The sequence below is a fragment of the Escherichia sp. MOD1-EC6021 genome, from assembly GCF_002965245.1.
GTDB lineage: Bacteria > Pseudomonadota > Gammaproteobacteria > Enterobacterales > Enterobacteriaceae > Escherichia > Escherichia coli_F.
Genome location: NZ_PTRU01000046.1, coordinates 1 through 22,642, shown reverse-complemented (window position 1 = coordinate 22,642; position 22,642 = coordinate 1). Strand labels below are relative to the sequence as shown.

Genomic DNA, 22,642 nt, shown 5'->3' with positions numbered 1-22,642 from the left:
CCACGGGAATATCTACGGCAGCAAGCCAGTAATGGGTTAAGTGATAACAGGTGTCTGGAAATATAGGGGCAAATCCACTGTATAAATGGCCGTATACAGTACACTAAATATGAAAACATTTCTCGTATTATTATTTTATATATGACTTTCTTTCAAAATAATTACTCACATTTTTAATGTGTATGTTTCTTTAGCGCCGTTGAGAACAACGTGTGCTGTCAAAACTACCCCGTAGACTCCGATCTTTTTCAAACATATTGCACCATCCGTGTACATCGGGGTGAGGATATGAAATCAATGGATAAGTTAACAACAGGTGTTGCCTATGGCACATCGGCGGGTAATGCTGGTTTCTGGGCATTACAGTTACTCGATAAAGTAACTCCGTCACAGTGGGCTGCAATCGGTGTGCTGGGTAGCCTGGTTTTTGGCCTGCTGACGTATCTGACAAATCTTTATTTCAAGATTAAAGAAGACAGGCGTAAGGCTGCGAGAGGAGAGTAATCCAATGACTCAAGACTATGAACTGGTTGTGAAAGGAGTCCGTAATTTTGAGAATAAAGTTACGGTAACTGTAGCCTTACAGGACAAGGAACGCTTTGACGGTGAAATTTTTGACCTGGATGTCGCCATGGACCGTGTTGAAGGAGCTGCGCTGGAGTTTTATGAGGCAGCAGCCAGAAGGAGCGTCCGGCAAGTCTTCCTGGAAGTAGCAGAAAAATTGTCAGAAAAAGTTGAGTCTTATCTGCAGCATCAGTACTCCTTTAAGATTGAAAATCCTGCCAATAAGCACGAGCGTCCTCATCATAAATATATATGAACACAAAAATCAGATACGGCCTGTCGGCTGCCGTTCTGGCGCTGATTGGTGCTGGCGCATCTGCTCCTCAGATACTTGACCAGTTTCTGGACGAAAAAGAAGGTAACCACACAATGGCATACCGCGATGGTTCTGGCATATGGACCATCTGTCGGGGTGCCACAGTGGTGGATGGAAAAACCGTTTTTCCCAATATGAAACTGTCGAAGGAAAAATGCGACCAGGTCAACGCCATTGAGCGTGATAAGGCGCTGGCATGGGTGGAGCGCAATATTAAAGTACCACTGACCGAACCACAAAAAGCGGGTATCGCGTCATTTTGTCCCTATAACATTGGCCCCGGTAAGTGTTTCCCGTCGACGTTTTATAAGCGGCTGAATGCTGGTGATCGTAAAGGTGCATGCGAAGCGATTCGCTGGTGGATTAAGGATGGCGGACGCGATTGCCGCATTCGTTCAAATAACTGTTACGGTCAGGTTATTCGTCGTGACCAGGAGAGCGCATTAACCTGCTGGGGGATAGAACAGTGAATCAGATATTCATGGTGATTTTTCTCGTGTTGTCAGGATTTATCGTCGGAAATGTCTGGAGCGACAGAGGATGGCAAAAAAAATGGGCGGAACGTGATGCTGCCGCATTATCACAAGAGGTAAATGCTCAATTTGCTGCTCGAATAATTGAACAGGGGCGAACTATAGCCCGTGATGAGGCTGTTAAAGATGCACAACAGAAATCTGCTGAAATTTCTGCCAGGGCTGCTTATCTGTCTGATAGTGTTAACCAGTTGCGTGCCGAAGCAAAAAAATATGCCATACGCCTTGACGCAGCGAAGCATACCGCAGATCTTGCCGCTGCCGTCAGAGGCAAAACAACCAAAACCGCCGAAGGAATGCTCACCAACATGCTCGGAGATATTGCAGCAGAAGCTCAGCTTTATGCTGAAATTGCTGACGAACGCTACATCGCAGGAGTGACTTGTCAACAGATCTATGAATCTTTAAGAGATAAAAAGCATCAAATGTAGGGTAATATTAAATCGGAACATTTACATCGCGGAATGTAAAATTTAAATAAAAAGGACTCTTCCATGAGCCAAAATTCCTGAAATCTTAAGGGTAAGATAAAAGGTCTTAATCAGAATGACACGTTTTATTAATAAATAAAGCTATTCTTTCATTGCTGTGTTTTTCTTTACAAAAGTAATCCTTGCTATGGGTGGTTAATCATGCGTTAATGGTGTTCTGGTTTGTTACAAATTTATCTGAAGCAGTCATTGTTATAATTTTATTATTTGTACCTCTTGAGATTTCCTTGTTGGTTTTTCTCTCTGATATTTTTTTTCGGACCATTCTGCCCAAGGGCTAATTTCTTCAAAAGGTAATAATTATGTCTAACAAAATGACTGGTTTAGTGAAATGGTTTAACCCTGAAAAAGGTTTTGGTTTCATCACGCCGAAAGATGGCAGCAAAGATGTGTTTGTCCATTTCTCAGCAATTCAGAGCAACGATTTCAAAACATTAACTGAGAATCAGGAAGTTGAATTTGGTATTGAGAACGGACCTAAAGGTCCTGCCGCTGTTCATGTAGTGGCGCTTTGAGGTAGACAATATTACAAACCATATTCACTTTAGATGCCCGTGTTGTCATGGTTCCCAGTATAGAACATCATCTTTTGATGTTTCTGACATGAATCCTTTCGGGGCAAAATGTATCTTTTGTAAATCAATGATGATTACATTTGATAATATTTCACAATACTTAAATGCCAGCCGTCTGTCGTTGGATTTAAAAAAGTGAAAATGAAGGCTCCTTCGGGAGCTTTTTTGCTTGGTATCTATTCGATGGATACTCACATACTACGGTAACATCATGAAAAAAATCATAGTTTTTTTTAACTCTGAACCAGCAGTGGTAGTGCCAGCGATGACTGGAGTTAACACCATCATGCGTGAATATCCAAATGGCGAAAAAACACACCTTACTGTAATGGCCGCAGGGTTTCCATCTCTGACCGGAGATCATAAAGTCATTTATGTAGCCGCGGATCGACATGTTACTTCAGAAGAAATTCTGGAAGCAGCAATAAGGCTCTTGAGTTGATTTGATGCTATTGTATTGATAATTCAGGAAAATTCTCTTTGTCTGTTTGTGTAAAATTTAGACTATCGTATGTTGATTATTGCGATGTTTCATCTTATCTTTTACACGTTTGCACCATATAATCGACTTACTGTGTAACTGGAAAGTCATAACAGACTAAAAGAGGAAATGATGAATATTGAAAACTTAAAAACAAAAGCAGAAGCAGATATTTCTGAATATATAACAAAAAAAATTATTGAACTTAAGAAAAAGACCGGGAAAGAAGTTACCAGTATTCAGTTTACCGCACGGGAAAAAATGACGGGTCTTGAAAGCTATGATGTCAAGATTAATTTAATCTGATGTATTCAATAATAAAATTTATCCATAAACCTCGTTTTTACGGGGTTTTGTTATATTTGAATGGTTCCGAATATCTAAATCACAATTGTTGATGGTTTTTATTAAACCAATGCAGTCCGGCTCAGGAGTGAGAGAAGCCGGACGTTATGGTTTAGCGTGGTAAGATCTGTGTAGTTTTCTGGATGCTTTCAGTAAATAGTAATGAGTTATCAAAGGCATAGTAATATCTTTGGTGTTCCTGGATATTTGTAACCCATCGGAAAACTCCTGCTTTAGCAAGATTTTCCCTATATTGTTGAAATGTGATTTCTTTTGATTTCAACTTATTATAGGAGGTCTCTATAAGATGCTTGTTTCTGGAGAATTTAACATTTACAACCTTTTTGAGTCCTTTTACTAACACTATGTTGTCGTTTTCTAACACAATGTGAATATTATCTGTGGCTAAATAGTAAATATAAAGTGAGACATTGTGACGTTTTAGCTCAGAATAAAATAATTCACAGTTTAAATCTTTACGCACTTGATCGAATATTTCTTTAAAAATGGCAGCCTGAGCCATTGGTAAACCTTCCATGTGATACGATGGCGCGTAGTTAGCATTATCGTGTTTATTGTTTCAATCTGGTCTGACCTCTTTGTGTTTTGTTGATGATTTATGTCAAATATTAAGCCTGTTTTTGATGAATAGTGTTGATTGCGTAACAAAATTGAGCCTTGCTGGCATCCAGGAGGGATATGCAACCGACAGATGTATGTAAGGTCGATGTACTCAAACTTTCATACTTTTCCTCTTTTATGCAGTAAGATTTGAAGTAATATTTTAACCGCTAGATGACGAGCAAACGCATGGAGCGACAAAATGAATAAAGAACAATCTGCTGATGAACTCTCGTTGGATCTGATTCGTGTAAAAAATATGCTTAATAGCACCATTTCTATGAGTTACCCGGATGTTGTAATTGCATGTATAGAACATCAGGTGTCTCTGGAAGCATTCAGGGCAATTGAGGCAGCGTTGGTGAAGCACGATAAGAATTCGAAGGATTATTCCCTGGTGGTTGACTGAGCACCATAACTGCTAATCATTCAAACTATTTCACCTGTGACAGAGTCAATATCGCATTCTGTCACTGTCAGGCTAATACAGAGCTGCAATTCAACTACTGCAATGTCCTCGTAATTAGGTGAATTTACAATATCGTCCTGTTCGGATGCCGGTTGCATTGCTGAAGATGAGGCATTTATGGTTCGCATATTTTCCCCTCATGCTCGTCAGTCCTGTGCGTAGGAAGAAACAGGACACTCACACTAATTTGTGTGGGCATGCTGTGATGTCCTTCTGAATTATTCCTATGCCATTATGTAAAGCGCTGTATCAGATGCTCATCACGGCTGTCAGGCTGTCAGGCTGTCGGGTCCTCCCGGTGGGGGCCCCTGCCACGGGGCGGGAGCGTCGCGGAAAAAGGCTAGTTTTTGCATTTCCATGGCGGCGGCAGCATGTTTGGTAATTTATTGATAATTAAAAGTTATTTCTCTTTTCACCTGTACAATATTTTTTTCTTCCTGTCATTAGACCAGTTTGCAATTAATTGAAATATATAAATAAACCTGATTTTCACCTGCCAGATGGAGTTGCTTATGTCAAATGTGAGCGGGATCGGTGATGCTTATTACTGGAGTGTTTTTAAAATCGCCGAGGCCTTTGGGCTTCACCGGGACACAGTAAAAAAACGGCTCCTCGCGGCCAACACTCCTGTGGCTGCGACTGTCAGGGGGAACCCCGTTTACGCCCTGCAGCATGTCGGGCCCGCCCTGTTTAGTGTGAAGCATGAGGCAGCAGACTCTGTTCATGATCCATCCCGTATGGAGCCGAAAGAGAGAAAGGACTGGTACCAGTCTGAAAATGAAAGGATCAAGCTGGAAAAGGAGCAGCGAAAACTCATCCCAGTTGATGAAGTAGTCATCGTCTATTCGTCCATGAGAAAGGCTGTCGTCCAGGTTCTGGAGACAATTCCGGATGTTCTTGAACGCGATTGCGCTCTGACTCCTCAGGCCGTCGGCGTTGTACAGCAGGCCATTGATGACCTGCGATACACTCTTCAGGAAAAATCCTACGAGGCTTGTGCTGCTGAATTAATTCCTGATGAGGAAGGAGAGAGTCTCTAGGAGGAATAATGGGTTTTTCATCAGCCCGAAATTTGGGAAGGGACATATCGGCAGGATTTTCCCCACCACGTCGCATGCCGATTTCGGAGGCTGTTAAAAAATTCATGCGTGTTCCCAAGGGGGCTGGTAACTCGGTGCCATGGGATCCTGAACTGACACCCTACATCATTGAGCCCATGAACTGCCTGGCATCGCGTGAATACGATGCGGTGATTTTTGTTGGTCCTGCGCGAACAGGGAAGACCATTGGTCTGATCGATGGATGGATTGTCTATACCATCGTTTGCGATCCTTCGGACATGCTCGTTGTGCAGATGACCGAAGATAAGGCCCGCGAGCATTCTAAAAAGCGCCTCGACAGAACGTTCAGAAGCAGTGCGGCGGTAAAGAAAAGAATGAGTCCACGTCGTAACGACAATAATGTCCATGATAAGACGTTCAGGGATGGCTCGTTCCTTAAAATTGGTTGGCCCTCGGTCAACATTATGTCGTCGTCGGATTACCGGTTTGTCGCCTTAACCGATTACGACCGTTTTCCGGAGAATATCGACAGCGAGGGTGATGGTTTCTCCCTGGCCTCAAAACGTACCACCACATTTATGTCCGCCGGGATGACTCTGGTGGAGAGCTCGCCGGGACGTGACATCTGCGACAGCAAATGGCGACGTAAGTCGCCTCATGAAGCGCCACCGACGACTGGTATTCTTTCCCTTTACAATCGTGGTGACCGCCGCCGCTGGTACTGGCCATGTCCGCACTGCGGTGAATATTTTCAGCCAGCTATGGATGCCATGACCGGCTACCGTAATGAACCGGATCCCTTTAAAGCCAGTGAGGCGGCGTATCTACTTTGCCCGCACTGCAGCGGCATTATCACTGCGGAGAAAAAGCGTGAGCTCAATAGTGCAGGAGTCTGGTTGCGTGAAGGTCAGGTCATTGATCGTAACGGCAACGTTTCCGGTGAACCGCGCCGCTCCCGTATCGCCAGTTTCTGGATGGAAGGGCCAGCTGCTGCGTATCAGACCTGGGCGCAACTGGTTTACAAATTACTGACTGCAGAACAGGAGTATGAAGCGACAGGAAGCGAAGAAACACTCAGGGCGGTTATCAACACCGACTGGGGATTGCCTTATCTTCCTCGTGCCAGCATGGAGCAACGAAAAAGTGAACTGCTTGAGCAGCGGGCAGAGCCAGTTCCTTCCTGCAGTGTGCCGGATGGCGTTAATTTCCTTGTGGCGACAGTGGATGTGCAGGCGGGACGTCATCGCCGTTTTGTGGTTCAGGTAACGGGCTATGGCAGTCGTGGCGAACGCTGGATTATTGATCGTTACAATATCACGCAGTCATTGCGCAGTGACTGCGACGGGGAGAGCCAGCGAATTGATCCGGCCAGCTATCCGGAAGACTGGGATGTCCTGCTGACGGATGTTTTTCATAAAAGCTGGCCGCTGGCCTCCGATCCTTCTCAACAAATGCGACTGATGGCAATGGCGGTGGACTCTGGCGGTGAAGACGGGGTCACTGATAATGCCTATAAATTCTGGCGTCGTTGCCGTCGTGATGGCCTTGGTAAACGTATTTACCTGTTTAAGGGCGACAGCATCCGGCGCGCAAAACTGATCACCCGTACATTCCCTGATAACACCGGACGAACGGGCCGACGGGCGCAGGCCGCAGGTGATGTGCCGCTCTGGCTTCTTCAGACGGATGCACTGAAAGACCGGGTGAATAACGCGTTATGGCGTGACTCGCCAGGTCCCGGCTATGTGCATTTCCCTGACTGGCTGGGGAGCTGGTTTTACGACGAATTGACGTATGAAGAGCGGAGCAGTGACGGGAAATGGAGTAAGCCGGGTCGCGGTGCCAACGAAGCTTTTGACCTGATGGTGTATGCCGAGGCTCTGGTCATTCTGCATGGATACGAAAAGATCCGCTGGCCGGATGCACCGGAGTGGGCGAGCCGGGAAACCTGGCTGGAGTGTGTCCCGGACAGTACCGAACCGTCACCCTCACCGGAACCGGTATCCACGCCTGTTAAAAAACAAAAACGGAAGAAAACAGTAACTGACGATGTTAACCCCTGGCTGACTTCCGGAGGATGGTTATGAACCAGAATGATATCGAAGCCATGATTCAGCGTTATACGGAAGCTGAAATGGCGGTGCTGGACGGAAAATCCGTCACCTTTAATGGTCAGCAGATGACCATGGAAAACTTATCTGAGATCCGGCAGGGACGGCAGGAGTGGGAGCGCCGCCTTGCGGCTCTGATTACACGACGACGGGGGCATCCCGGGTACCGGCTGGCGAGGTTCTGATGGCAATTCTTGATGATGTGATTGGCGTTTTTTCACCAGGATGGAAAGCGGCAAGGCTGCGTTCCCGGGCGGTGATCCAGGCTTATGAGGCCGTAAAAACGACGCGGACACACAAAGCCCGGCGGGAAAACCGAACTGCCGACCAGTTAAGCCTCTACGGGGCCGTGTCGTTACGTGAGCAGGCCCGTTACCTTGATAACAACCACGATCTGGTCATTGGTGTATTTGACAAGCTGGAAGAACGGGTGGTGGGGAAAAACGGGATTATTGTCGAGCCACATCCGGTATTACGCAATGGGGCCATTGCCCGTGATCTGGCAGCGGAGATACGCACCCGATGGAGTGAATGGTCTGTCAGTCCGGAAGTTACCGGGCAGTTTACCCGTCCGATGCTGGAACGTCTGATGCTGCGTACTTGGCTGCGCGATGGTGAGGTGTTTGCCCAGATGGTTTCCGGGCGCATAAACAGCCTGACGCCTTCTGCCGGTGTTCATTTCTGGCTGGAGGCACTCGAGCCAGACTTTATTCCCATGACCAGTGATGAGAGCAACAGGCTGAATCAGGGCGTGTTTGTTGATGACTGGGGGCGTCCCGAAAAATATCTGGTGTATAAAAGTCGTCCTGTATCCGGACGGCAGATGGAAACCAAAGAAGTGGATGCAGAGCGAATGCTGCATCTTAAATTTGTTCGCCGTCTGCACCAGATGCGCGGGACGTCTTTATTGTCCGGTGTGCTGATCCGCCTCAGTGCCCTGAAAGAATATGAAGATTCTGAGCTGACTGCAGCAAGGATCGCTGCTGCTCTGGGGATGTACATCCGCAAAGGCGACGGACAGAGCTATGAAACGGATGGTAATGACAGCAAGGAGAATGAACGCGAGCTTACCATTCAGCCAGGCATTATTTACGACGATCTGAAACCCGGCGAAGAAATCGGAATGGTGAAGTCGGATCGCCCCAATCCTAACCTTGAAACTTTTCGTAATGGTCAGTTGCGTGCCGTGGCGGCGGGCAGTCGTCTGAGTTTTTCCAGTACAGCGCGCAACTATAACGGCACTTACAGCGCCCAGCGTCAGGAGCTGGTTGAATCCACTGATGGCTACCTGATCCTGCAGGACTGGTTTATTGGTGCCGTCACCCGCCCGATGTATCGTGCCTGGCTGAAACAGGCTGTGGCATCCGGTGTTATCAGGCTACCCCGCGATCTTGACCGTTCTTCACTGTATACCGCGGTGTATTCCGGACCGGTGATGCCGTGGATTGACCCTGTTAAGGAGGCTGAGGCCTGGAAAATTCAGATTCGTGGTGGAGCGGCGACAGAATCAGACTGGGTACGTGCAGGTGGTCGTAATCCGGATGATGTCAAACGTCGGCGCAAGGCAGAAATTGATGAAAACCGCAAGCTGGATCTGGTATTTGATACCGATCCGGCCAGTGATAAAGGAGGCAGCAGTGCCGCAACGAAACGACAGGAGCCGCAGCACACCGACGACCAGTCCGAAGAATAATTCCTGGTTCAGGATGCAGGCTGGTCACCAGAGTGACGCGGATATTTATATTTATGACGAGATTGGTTTCTGGGGTGTTACAGCGAAGCAGTTTATCAGTGATCTGAATGCACTGGGCGATATCACCCACATTAATCTCCATATCAATTCACCGGGTGGCGATGTCTTTGAAGGCATCGCCATTTTTAATGCGCTGAAAACACATGGTGCGTCCATTACCGTTTATGTCGACGGTGTGGCGGCGTCAATGGCGTCGGTCATTGCGATGGTGGGAAACCCGGTCATTATGCCGGAAAACACCTTCATGATGATTCATAAACCATTTGGCTTTACGGGCGGTGATGCGGAGGACATGCGCACCTATGCCGACCTGCTCGATAAGGTTGAGGCGGTTCTGTTACCCGCTTATGCACAGAAAACCGGGAAAACCACCGATGAAATTGCTGCCATGCTGGCGGATGAGACCTGGATGTCCGGTGCCGAATGTCTGGCACATGGATTTGCTGATCAGGTGACGCCAGCCGTTAAGGCAATGGCATGTATTCAGTCAAAACGTACAGAGGAATTTAAAAAGATGCCGGAATCCATTCGAAACATGATTACTCCGCCACGCAACAGTGCTCCACGCGTACAGGATGATGAACCTGCAGCCTCCCGGACGCCAGTGCAGGCAGCAGCACCCGTGGTGGATGAAAACAGTATCCGTGCGCAGGTACTGGCAGAGCAAAAAGCGCGTGTAAACGGTATTAATGATCTGTTTGCCATGTTTGGCGGGCGTTATCAGACGCTGCAGGCTCAGTGTCTTGCCGATCCTGAGTGTTCGCTGGAGCAGGCCCGCGAAAAGCTGTTGAACGAGATGGGGCGCGAGTCCACGCCATCCAATAAAAATACACCGGCTCATATTTATGCTGGTAACGGTAATTTTGTGGGGGACGGGATCCGCCAGGCGCTGATGGCGCGTGCCGGATTTGAAAAAACCGAACGTGATAATGTCTACAACGGGATGACCCTGCGTGAATATGCCCGTATGTCACTGACTGAACGGGGTATTGGGGTTTCCGGTTATAACCCGATGCAGATGGTCGGTGCGGCGTTCACCCACAGTACGTCTGACTTCGGTAATATTCTGCTGGATGTTGCGAACAAAGCCATTCTGCAGGGCTGGGAAGATGCTCCTGAAACCTATGAACAATGGACGCGGAAAGGTCAGTTGTCTGATTTTAAAATTGCCCATCGTGTGGGTATGGGGGGCTTCAGTGCTCTGCGTCAGGTGCGTGAAGGGGCGGAATATAAATACGTCACCACCGGAGATAAACAGGCCACTATTGCACTGGCGACCTATGGCGAGCTGTTCAGTATCACCCGTCAGGCCATTATCAATGATGATCTGAATATGCTGACCGATGTCCCGATGAAACTGGGCCGTGCGGCGAAATCCACTATTGCCGATCTGGTTTATGCCATTCTGACGTCTAACCCGAAAATCTCCACAGATAATGTAAGTCTGTTCGATAAAGCGAAACATGCAAACGTACTGGAGAGCGCTGCAATGGACGTGGCATCGCTGGATAAAGCCCGCCAGTTGATGCGCGTTCAGAAAGAGGGGGAGCGTCATCTGAATATTCGTCCTGCGTTCGTACTGGTACCGACGGCGATGGAGTCTGTTGCTAACCAGGTCATTCGCTCCTCAAGTGTCAAGGGGGCTGACATTAACGCCGGTATTATTAACCCGGTGAAAGATTTTGCGACCGTTATTGCAGAGCCTCGTCTTGATGATAACAGCCAGACCACCTTCTACCTGGCTGCGTCAAAAGGCTCCGATACGATTGAAGTGGCTTATCTCAACGGTGTGGATACGCCATATATTGATCAGATGGAGGGCTTCAGTGTGGATGGCGTGACAACGAAAGTGCGTATTGACGCCGGTGTCGCGCCAGTTGATCACCGCGGTCTGGTGAAATGTACGGCGTAAACGTCGCAGACAACAACTCTGATGGCCCGTAAGGGCTTTTTTTGTACCTGAAATCAGCCCCTGAACGGGGCTGTGCGGAGACAGTTATGGCAAAGAATTTTGTAGAAGAAGGAAAAACGGTGGCGATTGTTGCCAGTGCAGCCATCAGCAGCGGAGAGCTGGTGCAGGTGGGTGATGTTTTTGCGGTGGCGCTGACCGATATTCCACAGGGTGAAACAGGCGACGGCATGACCGAAGGTGTGTTTATGCTGCCTAAGCTGAAAACGGATGACATGAAAACGGGTAAGAAGGTTTATCTGAAGTCCGGAAAAGTTCAGCTGACTAACAGCGGCTCTGATCCGCTGGTCGGGGTTGTCTGGGCAGATGCCGGAACCAGTGCAGAAGAAGTGCCGGTAAAACTCAATGTCTGATCCCTTTTCCCGGCTGGCAGCGCGTATGGATGCGATCACGGTCAGAAAGATGGGAAAGACAGCCTCGATTAATGATGTCGATATGACTGTGATCCCGGGAGAAACACTGGCAGAGCTGAATGCTCTGTCCGGACCTGCGGTCTCTCTGGTGGTGTTTTCTTCGGGATACCGCCCACGGCGCGGGGATCGCGTTGTTTATGACGGACAACAATGGACGGTCACACGGCATGAACGCTTTAACGGTAAGCCAATGATCTTTATTGAGTAAAGAGGTGTGGGATGAAGGGGCTTGAGAATGCCATCCGCAATCTGAACAGCCTTGATACCCGTATGGTGCCACAGGCCAGCGCATGGGCGATAAACCGTGTGGCACAGAAAGCGGTCTCGGTTGCCACCCGGCAGGTTGCCGGGAATACCGTTGCGGGAGATAACCAGGTGAAAGGGATCCCCCTGAAACTGGTACGTCAGCGTGTCCGGGTGTTTAAAGCCAGTCCGTCAGGAAAAATGACGGCCAGGATCCGCGTTAACCGGGGCAATCTGCCCGCCATTAAGCTGGGGACAGCCCGGGTCAGACTGGCCCGGCGTGGTGGAAAACTGCAGTACCGTGGCAGTGTGCTGAAGGTGGGTAAATATCTTTTCCGGGATGCGTTTATTCAGCAACTGGCGAATGGTCGCTGGCACGTGATGCGACGTATTGATGGCAAAAATCGTTACCCCATTGATGTGGTGAAAATCCCGCTGTCCGGACCGCTGACACAGGCATTTGAAGATGCCCGCGACCACATCATTGCTGCGGAAATGCCGAAACAGCTGGGGTATGCACTGAAACAACAACTGAGGTTATGGCTGACCCGATGAACCGACATACACAAATCCGCCAGGCCGTACTGGCACGCCTTCGGGAACAGTGTGGAGACAGCGCCACGTTTTTTGACGGGCTTCCGGCATTTATTGATGCGCAGGAACTGCCTGCCGTGGCGGTGTGGCTGAGTGATGCTCAGTACACCGGAAAAATGACGGATGAAGATGACTGGCAGGCTGTTCTGCATATTGCCGTCTTCATCCGGGCACAGGCACCGGATTCAGAGCTGGATATGTGGATGGAGAGCACCATTTCCCCTGCCCTGAATGATATACCGGCACTTTCCGGACTCATCGACACCCTGATCCCACTCGGTTTTAACTATCAACGTGATAATGAGATGGCCACCTGGGCGATGGCGGAAATCACGTACCAGATCACGTACACGAATTAAGGAGGTGGTAATGACCACACCAAATCCACTGGCAAAGACGAAAGGTGCGGGGACGACGTTCTGGATGTATACCGGCAACGGCGATGCGTTTGCGAACCCTTTGTCGGACACTGACTGGCTGCGTCTTGCGATGGTGAAGGATCTGCAACCTGGCGAAATGACCGCTGATGCAGAAGATGACACTTATCTCGATGATGAAGATGCAGACTGGAAAACGACAACCCAGGGGCAGAAATCCGTTGGTGATACTTCGGCGACGCTGGCCTGGCGTCCGGGTGACAGCGGGCAGAAAAAACTGGTTCAGTTGTTCGACTCCGGTGAAGTCTGCGCGTTTCGTATCAAATATCCCAACGGCACTGTTGATGTTTTCCGTGGCTGGCTGAGCTCACTGGGTAAAACCATTGCCTCAAAAGACGTGATGACCCGCACTGTGAAAATCAGCGGTGTGGGGCGTCCGTATCTGGCAGAGGAAGGCACTGAAACCGTGAGCGTTACCGGGCTGACAGTATCACCGGCGTCTGCCAGTGTAAAAGTGGGAGCAACCACCACGCTGACCTTTACAGTAAAACCTGACGGAGCCAGTGACAAAGCGATCAGTGTGCATTCGTCAGATCCACAGACTGCCACGGTTACCCTGAACGGACTTGTGGCCACGGTAAAAGGCGTGAAGCAGGGCAGTGTCAGCATTGTGGGCATGACCGCTGACGGGAATTTTGTGGCTGTGACTGCGGTGACTGTCAGCGCAGCAGGTTAACAGGACGATACTCATCATTTGCCCCGGTTATGCGGGGCTTTTTTGCAGGTGGAGAACATGATGTTTCTGAAACAGGACACGTTTAATTATGAAAAACAGTCCGTGGTGCTCAGTGAGCTGTCCGGGCTGCAGAGAATTGAATATCTGACGTTTGTTCAGCAGCGAACGGCAAAGTTTGATGCCGGGGAGGGAGAACTGCCGGAGGCTGAACGACAGATTGCTTTTCTGCGGATGGGGATGGATATCAATGCCTGGCTGGTTTCCCGCTCACTGTGGAATGCGGATCAGTCTAAGGATGTAGAGACGCTTTGCGCATCCGTTATTACAACATGGTCGTATGATGCCCTGGGTGCGGGGGCGGAGATGGTTCTGTCGCTGAGCGGTATGGGGGCCATTGATAATGCCGTGGATGATGAGCATGAGGCGCTGACGCCGGAAAAGTCCTGACGCGGGAAATGCAGTTTGTCATGCGGCTTGCCCGGGAGTTCCGGCGGGCAGACTGGCGGCGGATGCTGTCGGAAATGTCGGCCACTGAGCTTGGTGAGTGGGGCGATTATTTCCGGATGCAGAGCTTCAGTGATGTGTGGATGGATGCGCAGTTTGCCTCGCTGAAGGCATTGATCGTGAGAATGGTGTCCGGCAGCAGTGATGCTGCGGTGGCTGATTTCAGCCTTTTACCGGAAGAGAACGGGATACCGGAGCGAACGGACGAAGAACTGATGCATCTTGGGGAAGGTATTTCCGGAGGTGTGCGTTATGGACCAGATAGCCAACCTGGTCATTGATTTGGGGATTGATGCGGCAGAGTTTAAAAATGAAATTCCCCGTATCAAAAACCTTCTGAATGGTGCAGCCAGCGATGCAGAACGGTCTTCTGCCCGTATGCAGCGTTTTATGGAGCGTCAGACTCAGGCCGCCCGGCAGACAACGCAGGCAGCTTCTTCGGCTGCAACAGCCGCATCCGTCCATGCGCAGACGGTGGAGAAGAACGCACAGGCTCATGAACGCATGGCCCGCGAGGTGGAGAAAACCCGCCAGCGCATGGAGGCACTGAGCCAGAAAATGCGCGAGGAACAGGCGCAGGCCATGGCTCTGGCGGAGGCTCAGGATAAAGCGGCTGCTGCGTTTTATCGTCAGATTGACAGTGTGAAACAGGCCAGTGCGGGGCTGCAGGAATTACAGCGTATTCAGCAGCAGATCCGACAGGCCAGAAACAGTGGCGGGATTGGTCAGCAGGATTATCTGGCGCTGATTTCTGAGGTTACGGCGAAAACCCGTGTTCTTACGCAGGCTGAGGCAGAGGCTACCCGACAGAAAGTGGCGTTTATCCGTCAGCTTAAAGAGCAGGCAACCCGCCAGAATCTTTCTTCTTCTGAGTTGCTTCGTGCCAGGGCTGCCCAGCTGGGGGTAAGCAGTGCTGCAGAAGTGTATATCCGCAAAATGGAGCGGGCAGGAAAAGCCACGCATTCGCTGGGTCTGAAAAGTGCAGCGGCCCGCCAGGAGATAGGCGTTCTGATAGGTGAACTGGCCCGCGGCAATTTAGGGGCGCTGAGGGGATCCGGGATAACGCTGGCTAACCGTGCCGGATGGATAGACACACTGATGTCACCGAAAGGCATGATGCTGGGCGGGGTTATTGGCGGTATTACCGCGGCCGTCTATGGTCTGGGTAAAGCCTGGTATGACGGTCAGAAGGAGGGGGAAGAATTTAACCGCCAGCTGTCGCTGACGGGGCATTATGCCGGAGTCACTGCCGGGCAGCTGTGGACGCTCAGTCGTGCTATTTCCGGGAATGGTATCACGCAACATGCTGCAGCCGGTGCGCTGGCTCAGGTGGTGGGGAGTGGTGCATTTCGTGGAAACGATATCGGTATGGTGGCGAGAGCTGCCGCACAGATGGAGCGATCGGTTGGCCAGTCGGTCAGCGATACCATAAATCAGTTTAAGCGGCTGAAGGATGATCCTGTAAATGCCGCGAAGTCTCTGGACAATGAGCTGCATTTTCTTACTGCCACTCAGCTTGAGCAGATACGCGTCCTTGGAGAGCAGGGGCGGTCCAGTGATGCGGCACGGATAGCCATGTCTGCACTGGCAGAGGAAACCGGTCGGCGTACTGCGGATATTGATAATAACCTCAATGCGCTGGGCAGTACGCTGCAAACTTTGTCTGACTGGTGGAAGCAGTTCTGGGATGCGGCCATGAATATTGGTCGTGAAGATTCGCTGGATGCGCAGATTGCCACTTTGCAGGAGAAAGTGTCGCGGGCGAAAAGACTCCCCTGGACGGCATCATCTTCTCAGGTTGAATACGATCAGCAGCGTCTTAACGATCTTCAGGAGAAAAAACGCCAGAAGGATTTGCAGGATGCAAAAGAGCAGGCAGAGCGGAATTATCAGGAGCAACAGAAACGCCGTAATGCTGAAAATGCTGCACTGAACCGTATGAATGAAACGGAAGCTGCACGACATCAGCGTGAAATTGCACGTATTAATGCCATGCAGTACGCCGATCAGGCTGTCAGGGATGCGGCGATACAACGTGAAAATGAACGTTACGAGAAAGCCCTGGCATCCGGTAAGAAAAAAACACGCGAAACCCGTAATGATGAGGCCACCCGGTTATTGCTGCAGTACAGTCAGCAACAGGCACAGGTGGAAGGACAGATTTCTGCTGCCAGACAGTCAGCAGGCATTGCCACGGAAAGGATGACAGAAGCGCATAAACAGCTTCTGGCTCTGCAGCAGCGCATCAGCGACCTGGACGGGAAAAAACTGACGGCAGATGAAAAGAGTGTGCTGGCCCGTAAAGATGAACTGATTCAGGCACTGACGCTGCTGGATGTAAAACAGCAGGAGCTTCAGAAACAGACGGCACTCAACGAGCTGAAGAAAAAAACAATTCAGCTGACCAGTCAACTGGCTGAAGAAGAGCGCGCTCAGCGTCAGCAACATGACCTGGATATCGCCACGGTGGGTATGGGTGATCAGCAGCGACAGCGATATCAGGTACAACTGAGTCTTCGCCAGAAATACCAGCAACAGCTGGAGCAGTTGAGGCGGGATAGTGAGCAGAAAGGGACATATAACACGGATGACTACAGAAAGGCCGAGCAGGCGCTGACGGAGAGCCTGAACCGACAACTGAATGAGAATCGCCGTTACTGGCAACAGCTTGAAGTTGTGCAGGGTAACTGGAAAAACGGAGTCCTGCGTGCATTTCAGGATTTTACCGTGGATGCAGATAATACGGCAGAAACAGCAGAACAGGTGTTCTCGTCAGCCTTCAGCAACATGGGAAATGGCCTGGCAACTTTTGTCACTACCGGCAAACTCAATTTCAAATCCTTCACCTCTTCTGTGCTGTCAGATATGGCGAAAATCCTGGCGCAGGCAACCATGATGAAATCGATAAAAGGGATTGGCAGTGTACTGGGATTTGATCTCAGCAGCCTTTCCCTGAATGCCAATGGGGGGATTTATCAGTCTGCTGATTTGAGTCGTTACAGTGGCACGGTGGTTAACCGTCCGACGTTTTTTGCTTTTGCAAAAGGCGCGGGTGTGATGGGGGAAGCGGGACCTGAAGCCATTCTGCCATTGCGTCGTGGTGCTGACGGTAAGCTGGGGGTTGTGGCGGATATTGGGGGTTCAGGTATGGCGATGTTTTCCCCGCAGTACAACATCGAGATCAATAACGATGGCACGAACGGGCAGATAGGTCCGGCTGCCCTGAAGGCGGTTTATGACCTCGGGAAAAAAGCGGCAGCGGACTTTATGCAACAGCAGGCCCGTGATGGTGGTCGGTTAAGTGGAGCATATCGGTAATGGAGACGTTTCACTGGAAAGTGCGCCCGGATATGAATGTGGTATCAGAGCCGAAAGTGGTGACAGTGAAGCTGGGCGATGGTTATGAACAGCGTCGTGCGGCGGGACTGAATAACCAGTTGTCGACTTACAGCGTGACGATACGTGTTCGTAAATGTGAACACCCATCTTTAAAAGCCTTTCTGGAACGGCACGGTGGCGTCCGTGCATTTCAGTGGACGCCACCTTATGACTGGAAACCGATCAGGGTGGTTTGTCGTAAATGGTCGGCAAGCGTGGGGGCGCTGTGGGTAACCATAACGGCAGATTTTGAACAGGTCGTGGCATAGGAGGCTCTGATGCAGGATATTCCACAGGAAACACATCATGAGACGACACGCCTCACTCAGTCAGCCCAGGTGGTGCTCTGGGAAATCGATCTGACAGAGGTCGGTGGTGAACGTTATTTTTTCTGTAATGAGCAGAACGAAAAAGGTGAGCCGGTTACCTGGCAGGGGCGGCAGTATCAGGCATACCCCATTCAGGGGACGGGATTTGAACTGAACGGCAAGGGCAGTGCTGCCCGTCCGACACTGACGGTTTCTAACCTGCACGGAATGGTCACCGGGATGGCGGAAGACCTGCAGAGTCTGGTCGGCGGAACGGTGGTCAGGCGTAAGGTTTACGCCCGTTTTCTGGATGCGGTGAACTTCGTCAACGGAAACAGTGACGCCGATCCGGAGCAGGAGGTGATCAGCCGCTGGCGCATCGAGCAGTGCAGCGAACTGAGCGCGGTCAGTGCCTCTTTTGTACTGTCCACGCCGACGGAAACGGACGGTGCTGTTTTTCCGGGGCGCATCATGCTGGCTAATACCTGCACCTGGACCTATCGCGGTGATGAGTGCGGTTATCACGGTCCGGCGGTCGCGGATGAATATGACCAGCCGACGTCCGATATCACGAAGGATAAATGCAGCAAATGCCTGAGTGGCTGTAAGTTCCGCAATAACGTCGGCAACTTTGGCGGCTTCCTTTCCATTAACAAACTTTCGCAGTGAATCCCATGACAGAGACAGAATCAGCGATTCTGGCGCACGCCCGGCGATGTGCGCCAGCGGAGTCGTGCGGCTTCGTGGTGAGAACACCGGAGGGGGAAAGATATTTTCCCTGCGTGAATATCTCCGGTGAGCCGGAGGAGTATTTCCGGATGTCGCCGGAGGACTGGCTGCGGGCAGAGATGCAGGGTGAGATTGTGGCGCTGGTCCACAGCCACCCCGGTGGTCTGCCCTGGCTGAGTGAGACCGACCGGCGGCTGCAGGTGCAGAGTGATTTGCCGTGGTGGCTGGTTTGCCGGGGGGCGATTCACAAGTTCCGCTGTGTGCCACATCTTTCCGGGCGGCGCTTTGAGCACGGGGTGACGGACTGTTACACGCTGTTCCGGGATGCTTACCATCTGGCGGGGATTGAGATGCCGGATTTTCATCGCGAGGATGACTGGTGGCGTAACGGTCAGAATCTCTATCTGGATAATCTGGAGGCCACGGGGCTGTATCAGGTGCCGTTGTCAGCGGCGCAGCCGGGCGATGTGCTGCTGTGCTGTTTTGGTTCATCGGTGCCGAATCATGCCGCCATTTACTGTGGTGACGGCGAGCTGCTGCACCATATTCCTGAACAACTGAGCAAACGAGAGAGGTACACCGACAAATGGCAGCGACGCACACACTCCCTCTGGCGTCACCAGGCATGGCTCGCATCTGCCTTTACGGGGATTTACAACGATTTGGCCGCCGTATCGACCTTCGTGTGAAAACGGGAGCCGAAGCTATCCGGGCGCTGGCCACGCAGCTACCGTCGTTTCGCCAGAAACTGAATGAGGGCTGGTATCAGGTGCGCATTGCCGGGCGTGATGCAGGCGAAAACGAATTATCTGCCCGTCTTAATGAGCCGCTGGCAAATGGTGCCGTGATCCACATCGTACCGCGTCTGGCGGGTGCCAAAAGTGGCGGTGTTTTTCAGGTGGTGCTGGGGGCGGCGCTGATGGCTGTGGCATGGTGGAACCCTGTGGGCTGGCTGGGAGCCGCGGCTGTATCGGGTATGTATGCGGCAGGGGCCAGTATGATCCTGGGCGGTGTGGCGCAGATGCTGGCACCGAAAGCCAGAACTCCCCGTACACAGACAACGGATAACGGCAAACAGAACACGTATTTCTCCTCACTGGATAACATGGTTGCCCAGGGCAATGTTCTGCCCGTTCTGTACGGTGAAATGCGCGTGGGGTCACGGGTGGTTTCTCAGGAGATCAGCACGGCAGACGAAGGGGATGGTGGTCAGGTTGTGGTGATTGGTCGCTGATGCAAAACATTTTATGTGAAACCGCCTCCGGGCGGTTTTGTCGTTTATGGAGCGTGATGAATGGGTAAAGGCAGCAGTAAGGGGCATACCCCGCGCGAAGCGAAGGACAACCTGAAATCCACGCAGTTGCTGAGTGTGATTGATGCCATCAGTGAAGGGCCGATTGAAGGTCCGGTGGATGGATTAAAAAGCGTGCTGCTGAACAGTACGCCGGTGCTGGACAGTGAGGGGAATACCAACATCGTCGGTGTCACGGTGGTGTTCCGGGCTGGTGAGCAGGAGCAGACTCCGCCGGAGGGATTTGAATCCTCCGGCTCCGAGACGGTGCTGGGTACGGAAGTGAAATACGACACGCCGATCACCCGCACCATCACGTCGGCAAACATCGACCGACTGCGCTTTACCTTCGGTGTGCAGGCACTGGTGGAAACCACCTCAAAGGGGGACCGGAATCCGTCGGAAGTTCGCCTGCTGGTTCAGATACAGCGTAATGGTGGCTGGGTGACGGAAAAAGACATCACCATTAAGGGCAAAACCACCTCGCAGTATCTGGCCTCGGTGGTGGTGGATAACCTGCCGCCGCGACCGTTCAATATCCGGATGCGCAGGATGACACCGGACAGCACCACAGACCAGCTGCAGAACAAAACGCTCTGGTCGTCATACACCGAAATCATCGATGTGAAACAGTGCTACCCGAACACGGCACTGGTCGGCGTGCAGGTGGATTCGGAGCAGTTCGGCAGCCAGCAGGTGAGCCGTAATTATCATCTTCGCGGGCGCATTCTGCAGGTGCCGTCGAACTATAACCCGCAGACGCGGCAATACAGCGGTATCTGGGACGGGACGTTTAAACCGGCATACAGCAACAACATGGCCTGGTGTCTGTGGGATATGCTGACCCATCCGCGCTACGGCATGGGGAAGCGTCTCGGTGCGGCGGATGTGGACAAATGGGCGCTGTATGTCATCGGCCAGAATTGCGACCAGTCGGTGCCGGATGGCTTTGGTGGCACGGAGCCGCGCATCACCTGTAACGCTTACCTGACCACACAGCGCAAGGCGTGGGATGTGCTCAGTGATTTCTGCTCGGCGATGCGCTGTATGCCGGTATGGAACGGGCAGACGCTGACGTTCGTGCAGGACCGACCATCAGATAAGGTGTGGACCTATAACCGCAGTAATGTGGTGATGCCGGATGATGGCGCGCCGTTCCGCTACAGCTTCAGCGCCCTGAAGGACCGCCATAATGCCGTTGAGGTGAACTGGATTGACCCAAACAACGGCTGGGAGACGGCGACAGAGCTTGTGGAGGACACGCAGGCCATTGCCCGTTACGGTCGTAATGTCACGAAGATGGATGCCTTTGGTTGTACCAGTCGGGGGCAGGCACACCGCGCCGGGCTGTGGCTGATTAAAACGGAGCTGCTGGAGACGCAGACCGTGGACTTCAGCGTGGGCGCAGAAGGGCTTCGCCATGTACCGGGCGATGTCATTGAAATCTGCGATGATGACTATGCGGGGATCAGCATCGGCGGGCGCGTGCTGGCGGTGAACAGCCAGACCCGGACGCTGACGCTCGACCGTGAAATCACGCTGCCATCCTCCGGTACCACGCTGATAAGCCTGGTTGACGGAAGTGGCAATCCGGTCAGCGTGGAGGTCCAGTCCGTCACCGACGGCGTGAAGGTAAAAGTGAGCCGTGTTCCTGACGGCGTTGCAGAATACAGCGTGTGGGGGCTGAAGTTGCCGACGTTGCGCCAGCGCCTGTTCCGCTGTGTGAGTATCCGTGAGAACGATGACGGCACGTATGCCATCACTGCCGTGCAGCATGTACCGGAAAAAGAGGCCATCGTGGATAACGGGGCGCACTTTGACGGCGACCAGAGCGGCACGGTGAATGGTGTCACGCCGCCAGCGGTGCAGCACCTGACCGCCGAAGTCACCGCAGACAGCGGGGAGTATCAGGTGCTGGCGCGCTGGGACACGCCGAAGGTGGTGAAGGGCGTGAGCTTCCTGCTCCGTCTGACCGTAACAGCGGATGACGGCAGTGAGCGGCTGGTCAGCACGGCCCGGACGACGGAAACCACATACCGCTTCAGGCAACTGGCGCTGGGGCGTTACACGCTGACGGTCCGGGCGGTAAATGCGTGGGGACAGCAGGGCGATCCGGCATCGGTATCGTTCCGGATTGCCGCACCGGCAGCGCCGTCGCGGATTGAGCTGACACCGGGCTATTTTCAGATAACCGCCACGCCACATCTTGCGGTTTATGACCCGACGGTACAGTTTGAGTTCTGGTTCTCGGAAAAACGGATTGCGGATATCAGGCAGGTTGAAACCACAGCCCGCTATCTTGGCTCGGCGCTGTACTGGATAGCTGCCAGTATCAATATCAGGCCGGGCCATGATTATTATTTTTACGTTCGCAGTGTGAACACCGTTGGCAAATCGGCATTCGTGGAAGCCGTCGGTCGGGCGAGCGATGATGCGGAAGGTTACCTGGATTTTTTCAAAGGCCATATAACCGAATCCCATCTCGGTAAAGAGCTGCTGGAAAAAGTCGACCTGACGGAGGATAACGCCAGCAGACTGGATGAGTTTTCGAAAGAGTGGAAAGACGCCAACGATAAATGGAATGCCATGTGGGGCGTCAAAATTGAGCAGACCGAAGACGGTAAGCATTATGTCGCGGGGCTTGGCCTCAGCATGGAGGATACAGAGGAAGGCAAACTGAGCCAGTTTCTGGTTGCCGCCAATCGTATCGCGTTTATTGACCCGGCAAACGGGAATGAAACGCCGATGTTTGTGGCGCAGGGCAACCAGATATTCATGAA

Annotated in this window: 29 protein-coding genes; 28 read left to right on the top strand and 1 reads right to left on the bottom strand. The window is 51.6% G+C overall.

Features of this window, described 5'->3' with window-relative positions; translation table 11 throughout:
• The first annotated feature begins 288 nt into the window (after nucleotides 1-288).
• From essD to BEB54_RS26115, 9 genes are all read left to right on the top strand, one after another.
• Nucleotides 289-504 (top strand): phage lysis protein EssD, encoded by a 216-nt coding sequence (gene essD, locus BEB54_RS26150; RefSeq protein ID WP_000839590.1) that lies wholly within the window; start codon nucleotides 289-291, stop codon nucleotides 502-504.
• A 4-nt stretch (nucleotides 505-508) separates the two neighbouring features.
• Nucleotides 509-820: a YdfR family protein gene (locus tag BEB54_RS26145; RefSeq protein WP_000189915.1), complete on the top strand. Its 312-nt coding sequence runs from the start codon at nucleotides 509-511 to the stop codon at nucleotides 818-820.
• Entirely contained in the window at nucleotides 817-1,350 is a 534-nt protein-coding gene (locus BEB54_RS26140) for a lysozyme (protein ID WP_001092971.1), read from the top strand. Before BEB54_RS26145 ends, BEB54_RS26140 begins: the two co-directional genes overlap by 4 nt.
• Complete coding sequence (locus BEB54_RS26135; protein WP_001071769.1) at nucleotides 1,347-1,844, top strand: DUF2514 domain-containing protein; 498 nt, start codon at nucleotides 1,347-1,349, stop codon at nucleotides 1,842-1,844. Before BEB54_RS26140 ends, BEB54_RS26135 begins: the two co-directional genes overlap by 4 nt.
• A gap of 362 nt (nucleotides 1,845-2,206) precedes the next feature.
• Nucleotides 2,207-2,419: a cold shock protein CspI gene (cspI, locus tag BEB54_RS26130; protein ID WP_000066495.1), complete on the top strand. Its 213-nt coding sequence runs from the start codon at nucleotides 2,207-2,209 to the stop codon at nucleotides 2,417-2,419.
• Nucleotides 2,420-2,429: 10 nt separating this feature from the next.
• A complete protein-coding gene (ymcF, locus tag BEB54_RS26125; RefSeq protein WP_071524604.1) occupies nucleotides 2,430-2,618 on the top strand; it encodes a cold shock small protein YmcF in 189 nt (62 codons plus the stop codon).
• A 2-nt stretch (nucleotides 2,619-2,620) separates the two neighbouring features.
• Nucleotides 2,621-2,686 (top strand): small protein YnfR, encoded by a 66-nt coding sequence (gene ynfR, locus BEB54_RS28745; RefSeq protein WP_122134696.1) that lies wholly within the window; start codon nucleotides 2,621-2,623, stop codon nucleotides 2,684-2,686.
• A gap of 4 nt (nucleotides 2,687-2,690) precedes the next feature.
• The gene (gene ynfN, locus BEB54_RS28740) at nucleotides 2,691-2,921 is read left to right on the top strand and encodes a protein YnfN (RefSeq protein WP_000720962.1); all 231 of its coding nucleotides are present in this window, start codon (nucleotides 2,691-2,693) and stop codon (nucleotides 2,919-2,921) included.
• Nucleotides 2,922-3,092: 171 nt separating this feature from the next.
• Nucleotides 3,093-3,266: a GnsA/GnsB family addiction module toxin gene (locus BEB54_RS26115; protein ID WP_001019606.1), complete on the top strand. Its 174-nt coding sequence runs from the start codon at nucleotides 3,093-3,095 to the stop codon at nucleotides 3,264-3,266.
• A 151-nt stretch (nucleotides 3,267-3,417) separates the two neighbouring features.
• Here BEB54_RS26115 and BEB54_RS26110 read toward each other — a convergent pair whose 3' ends face one another.
• A complete protein-coding gene (locus BEB54_RS26110) occupies nucleotides 3,418-3,828 on the bottom strand; it encodes a DUF1398 domain-containing protein (protein ID WP_000035577.1) in 411 nt (136 codons plus the stop codon).
• A gap of 300 nt (nucleotides 3,829-4,128) precedes the next feature.
• Between BEB54_RS26110 and BEB54_RS26100 the strand changes: the two genes are divergently transcribed.
• From BEB54_RS26100 to gpJ, 19 genes are all read left to right on the top strand, one after another.
• Nucleotides 4,129-4,335, top strand: a complete 207-nt coding sequence (locus tag BEB54_RS26100; protein WP_001031431.1) for a hypothetical protein — start codon at nucleotides 4,129-4,131, stop codon at nucleotides 4,333-4,335.
• Nucleotides 4,336-4,907: 572 nt separating this feature from the next.
• The gene (locus BEB54_RS26095; RefSeq protein ID WP_001389340.1) at nucleotides 4,908-5,435 is read left to right on the top strand and encodes a DUF1441 family protein; all 528 of its coding nucleotides are present in this window, start codon (nucleotides 4,908-4,910) and stop codon (nucleotides 5,433-5,435) included.
• 8 nt (nucleotides 5,436-5,443) lie between these two features.
• Nucleotides 5,444-7,543, top strand: a complete 2,100-nt coding sequence (locus BEB54_RS26090; protein ID WP_000507025.1) for a phage terminase large subunit family protein — start codon at nucleotides 5,444-5,446, stop codon at nucleotides 7,541-7,543.
• Nucleotides 7,540-7,752, top strand: coding sequence for a hypothetical protein (locus BEB54_RS26085; protein WP_001072975.1), 213 nt, complete (start codon nucleotides 7,540-7,542; stop codon nucleotides 7,750-7,752). Before BEB54_RS26090 ends, BEB54_RS26085 begins: the two co-directional genes overlap by 4 nt.
• Nucleotides 7,752-9,260, top strand: coding sequence for a phage portal protein (locus BEB54_RS26080; protein ID WP_000985923.1), 1,509 nt, complete (start codon nucleotides 7,752-7,754; stop codon nucleotides 9,258-9,260). The genes BEB54_RS26085 and BEB54_RS26080 overlap by 1 nt, the downstream gene beginning before the upstream one ends.
• On the top strand, nucleotides 9,205-11,232 hold the full coding sequence (locus BEB54_RS26075) for a ClpP-like prohead protease/major capsid protein fusion protein (RefSeq protein WP_001136590.1): 2,028 nt from the start codon (nucleotides 9,205-9,207) through the stop codon (nucleotides 11,230-11,232). Before BEB54_RS26080 ends, BEB54_RS26075 begins: the two co-directional genes overlap by 56 nt.
• An 86-nt stretch (nucleotides 11,233-11,318) precedes the next feature.
• The gene (locus BEB54_RS26070) at nucleotides 11,319-11,642 is read left to right on the top strand and encodes a DUF2190 family protein (protein ID WP_001097055.1); all 324 of its coding nucleotides are present in this window, start codon (nucleotides 11,319-11,321) and stop codon (nucleotides 11,640-11,642) included.
• On the top strand, nucleotides 11,635-11,910 hold the full coding sequence (locus tag BEB54_RS26065; protein ID WP_001283153.1) for a DNA breaking-rejoining protein: 276 nt from the start codon (nucleotides 11,635-11,637) through the stop codon (nucleotides 11,908-11,910). Before BEB54_RS26070 ends, BEB54_RS26065 begins: the two co-directional genes overlap by 8 nt.
• An 11-nt stretch (nucleotides 11,911-11,921) precedes the next feature.
• A complete protein-coding gene (locus tag BEB54_RS26060; protein WP_000677102.1) occupies nucleotides 11,922-12,500 on the top strand; it encodes a phage tail protein in 579 nt (192 codons plus the stop codon).
• A complete protein-coding gene (locus BEB54_RS26055; protein WP_105282320.1) occupies nucleotides 12,497-12,898 on the top strand; it encodes a phage minor tail U family protein in 402 nt (133 codons plus the stop codon). Before BEB54_RS26060 ends, BEB54_RS26055 begins: the two co-directional genes overlap by 4 nt.
• Nucleotides 12,899-12,908: 10 nt before the next feature.
• Entirely contained in the window at nucleotides 12,909-13,652 is a 744-nt protein-coding gene (locus BEB54_RS26050; protein ID WP_000211132.1) for a phage tail protein, read from the top strand.
• Between the two features lie 60 nt (nucleotides 13,653-13,712).
• Nucleotides 13,713-14,099, top strand: a complete 387-nt coding sequence (gene gpG / locus BEB54_RS26045) for a phage tail assembly chaperone G (RefSeq protein ID WP_001341514.1) — start codon at nucleotides 13,713-13,715, stop codon at nucleotides 14,097-14,099.
• A gap of 8 nt (nucleotides 14,100-14,107) precedes the next feature.
• A complete protein-coding gene (locus BEB54_RS26040) occupies nucleotides 14,108-14,437 on the top strand; it encodes a phage tail assembly protein T (RefSeq protein ID WP_001161009.1) in 330 nt (109 codons plus the stop codon).
• Complete coding sequence (locus tag BEB54_RS26035) at nucleotides 14,409-17,474, top strand: phage tail tape measure protein (RefSeq protein WP_105282319.1); 3,066 nt, start codon at nucleotides 14,409-14,411, stop codon at nucleotides 17,472-17,474. The genes BEB54_RS26040 and BEB54_RS26035 overlap by 29 nt, the downstream gene beginning before the upstream one ends.
• Nucleotides 17,474-17,803, top strand: a complete 330-nt coding sequence (locus BEB54_RS26030; protein WP_000447253.1) for a phage tail protein — start codon at nucleotides 17,474-17,476, stop codon at nucleotides 17,801-17,803. Before BEB54_RS26035 ends, BEB54_RS26030 begins: the two co-directional genes overlap by 1 nt.
• Before the next feature lie 9 nt (nucleotides 17,804-17,812).
• The gene (locus BEB54_RS26025; RefSeq protein ID WP_001152385.1) at nucleotides 17,813-18,511 is read left to right on the top strand and encodes a phage minor tail protein L; all 699 of its coding nucleotides are present in this window, start codon (nucleotides 17,813-17,815) and stop codon (nucleotides 18,509-18,511) included.
• A 5-nt stretch (nucleotides 18,512-18,516) separates the two neighbouring features.
• Nucleotides 18,517-19,260 (top strand): C40 family peptidase, encoded by a 744-nt coding sequence (locus BEB54_RS26020; RefSeq protein ID WP_105282318.1) that lies wholly within the window; start codon nucleotides 18,517-18,519, stop codon nucleotides 19,258-19,260.
• Nucleotides 19,257-19,805 (top strand): tail assembly protein, encoded by a 549-nt coding sequence (locus BEB54_RS26015; RefSeq protein WP_236943384.1) that lies wholly within the window; start codon nucleotides 19,257-19,259, stop codon nucleotides 19,803-19,805. Before BEB54_RS26020 ends, BEB54_RS26015 begins: the two co-directional genes overlap by 4 nt.
• A gap of 60 nt (nucleotides 19,806-19,865) precedes the next feature.
• A partial coding sequence (gene gpJ, locus BEB54_RS26010) for a phage attachment tail tip protein J (RefSeq protein ID WP_105282317.1) occupies nucleotides 19,866-22,642 on the top strand: 2,777 nt, incomplete at its 3' end.

Coding starts and splice junctions, on each gene's coding strand:
- BEB54_RS26070 (WP_001097055.1), top strand. CDS start 11,319: ATGGCAAAGAATTTTGTAGAAGAAGGAAAAACGGTGGCGATTGTTGCC.
- BEB54_RS26080 (WP_000985923.1), top strand. CDS start 7,752: ATGGCAATTCTTGATGATGTGATTGGCGTTTTTTCACCAGGATGGAAA.
- BEB54_RS26115 (WP_001019606.1), top strand. CDS start 3,093: ATGAATATTGAAAACTTAAAAACAAAAGCAGAAGCAGATATTTCTGAA.
- BEB54_RS26020 (WP_105282318.1), top strand. CDS start 18,517: ATGACAGAGACAGAATCAGCGATTCTGGCGCACGCCCGGCGATGTGCG.
- BEB54_RS26095 (WP_001389340.1), top strand. CDS start 4,908: ATGTCAAATGTGAGCGGGATCGGTGATGCTTATTACTGGAGTGTTTTT.
- BEB54_RS26040 (WP_001161009.1), top strand. CDS start 14,108: ATGCAGTTTGTCATGCGGCTTGCCCGGGAGTTCCGGCGGGCAGACTGG.
- BEB54_RS26035 (WP_105282319.1), top strand. CDS start 14,409: ATGGACCAGATAGCCAACCTGGTCATTGATTTGGGGATTGATGCGGCA.
- BEB54_RS26090 (WP_000507025.1), top strand. CDS start 5,444: ATGGGTTTTTCATCAGCCCGAAATTTGGGAAGGGACATATCGGCAGGA.
- BEB54_RS26065 (WP_001283153.1), top strand. CDS start 11,635: ATGTCTGATCCCTTTTCCCGGCTGGCAGCGCGTATGGATGCGATCACG.
- ynfN (WP_000720962.1), top strand. CDS start 2,691: ATGAAAAAAATCATAGTTTTTTTTAACTCTGAACCAGCAGTGGTAGTG.
- cspI (WP_000066495.1), top strand. CDS start 2,207: ATGTCTAACAAAATGACTGGTTTAGTGAAATGGTTTAACCCTGAAAAA.
- BEB54_RS26050 (WP_000211132.1), top strand. CDS start 12,909: ATGACCACACCAAATCCACTGGCAAAGACGAAAGGTGCGGGGACGACG.
- BEB54_RS26100 (WP_001031431.1), top strand. CDS start 4,129: ATGAATAAAGAACAATCTGCTGATGAACTCTCGTTGGATCTGATTCGT.
- BEB54_RS26085 (WP_001072975.1), top strand. CDS start 7,540: ATGAACCAGAATGATATCGAAGCCATGATTCAGCGTTATACGGAAGCT.
- gpG (WP_001341514.1), top strand. CDS start 13,713: ATGTTTCTGAAACAGGACACGTTTAATTATGAAAAACAGTCCGTGGTG.
- BEB54_RS26055 (WP_105282320.1), top strand. CDS start 12,497: ATGAACCGACATACACAAATCCGCCAGGCCGTACTGGCACGCCTTCGG.
- BEB54_RS26060 (WP_000677102.1), top strand. CDS start 11,922: ATGAAGGGGCTTGAGAATGCCATCCGCAATCTGAACAGCCTTGATACC.
- BEB54_RS26025 (WP_001152385.1), top strand. CDS start 17,813: ATGCAGGATATTCCACAGGAAACACATCATGAGACGACACGCCTCACT.
- BEB54_RS26110 (WP_000035577.1), bottom strand. CDS start 3,828: ATGGCTCAGGCTGCCATTTTTAAAGAAATATTCGATCAAGTGCGTAAA.
- BEB54_RS26140 (WP_001092971.1), top strand. CDS start 817: ATGAACACAAAAATCAGATACGGCCTGTCGGCTGCCGTTCTGGCGCTG.
- BEB54_RS26145 (WP_000189915.1), top strand. CDS start 509: ATGACTCAAGACTATGAACTGGTTGTGAAAGGAGTCCGTAATTTTGAG.
- essD (WP_000839590.1), top strand. CDS start 289: ATGAAATCAATGGATAAGTTAACAACAGGTGTTGCCTATGGCACATCG.
- BEB54_RS26030 (WP_000447253.1), top strand. CDS start 17,474: ATGGAGACGTTTCACTGGAAAGTGCGCCCGGATATGAATGTGGTATCA.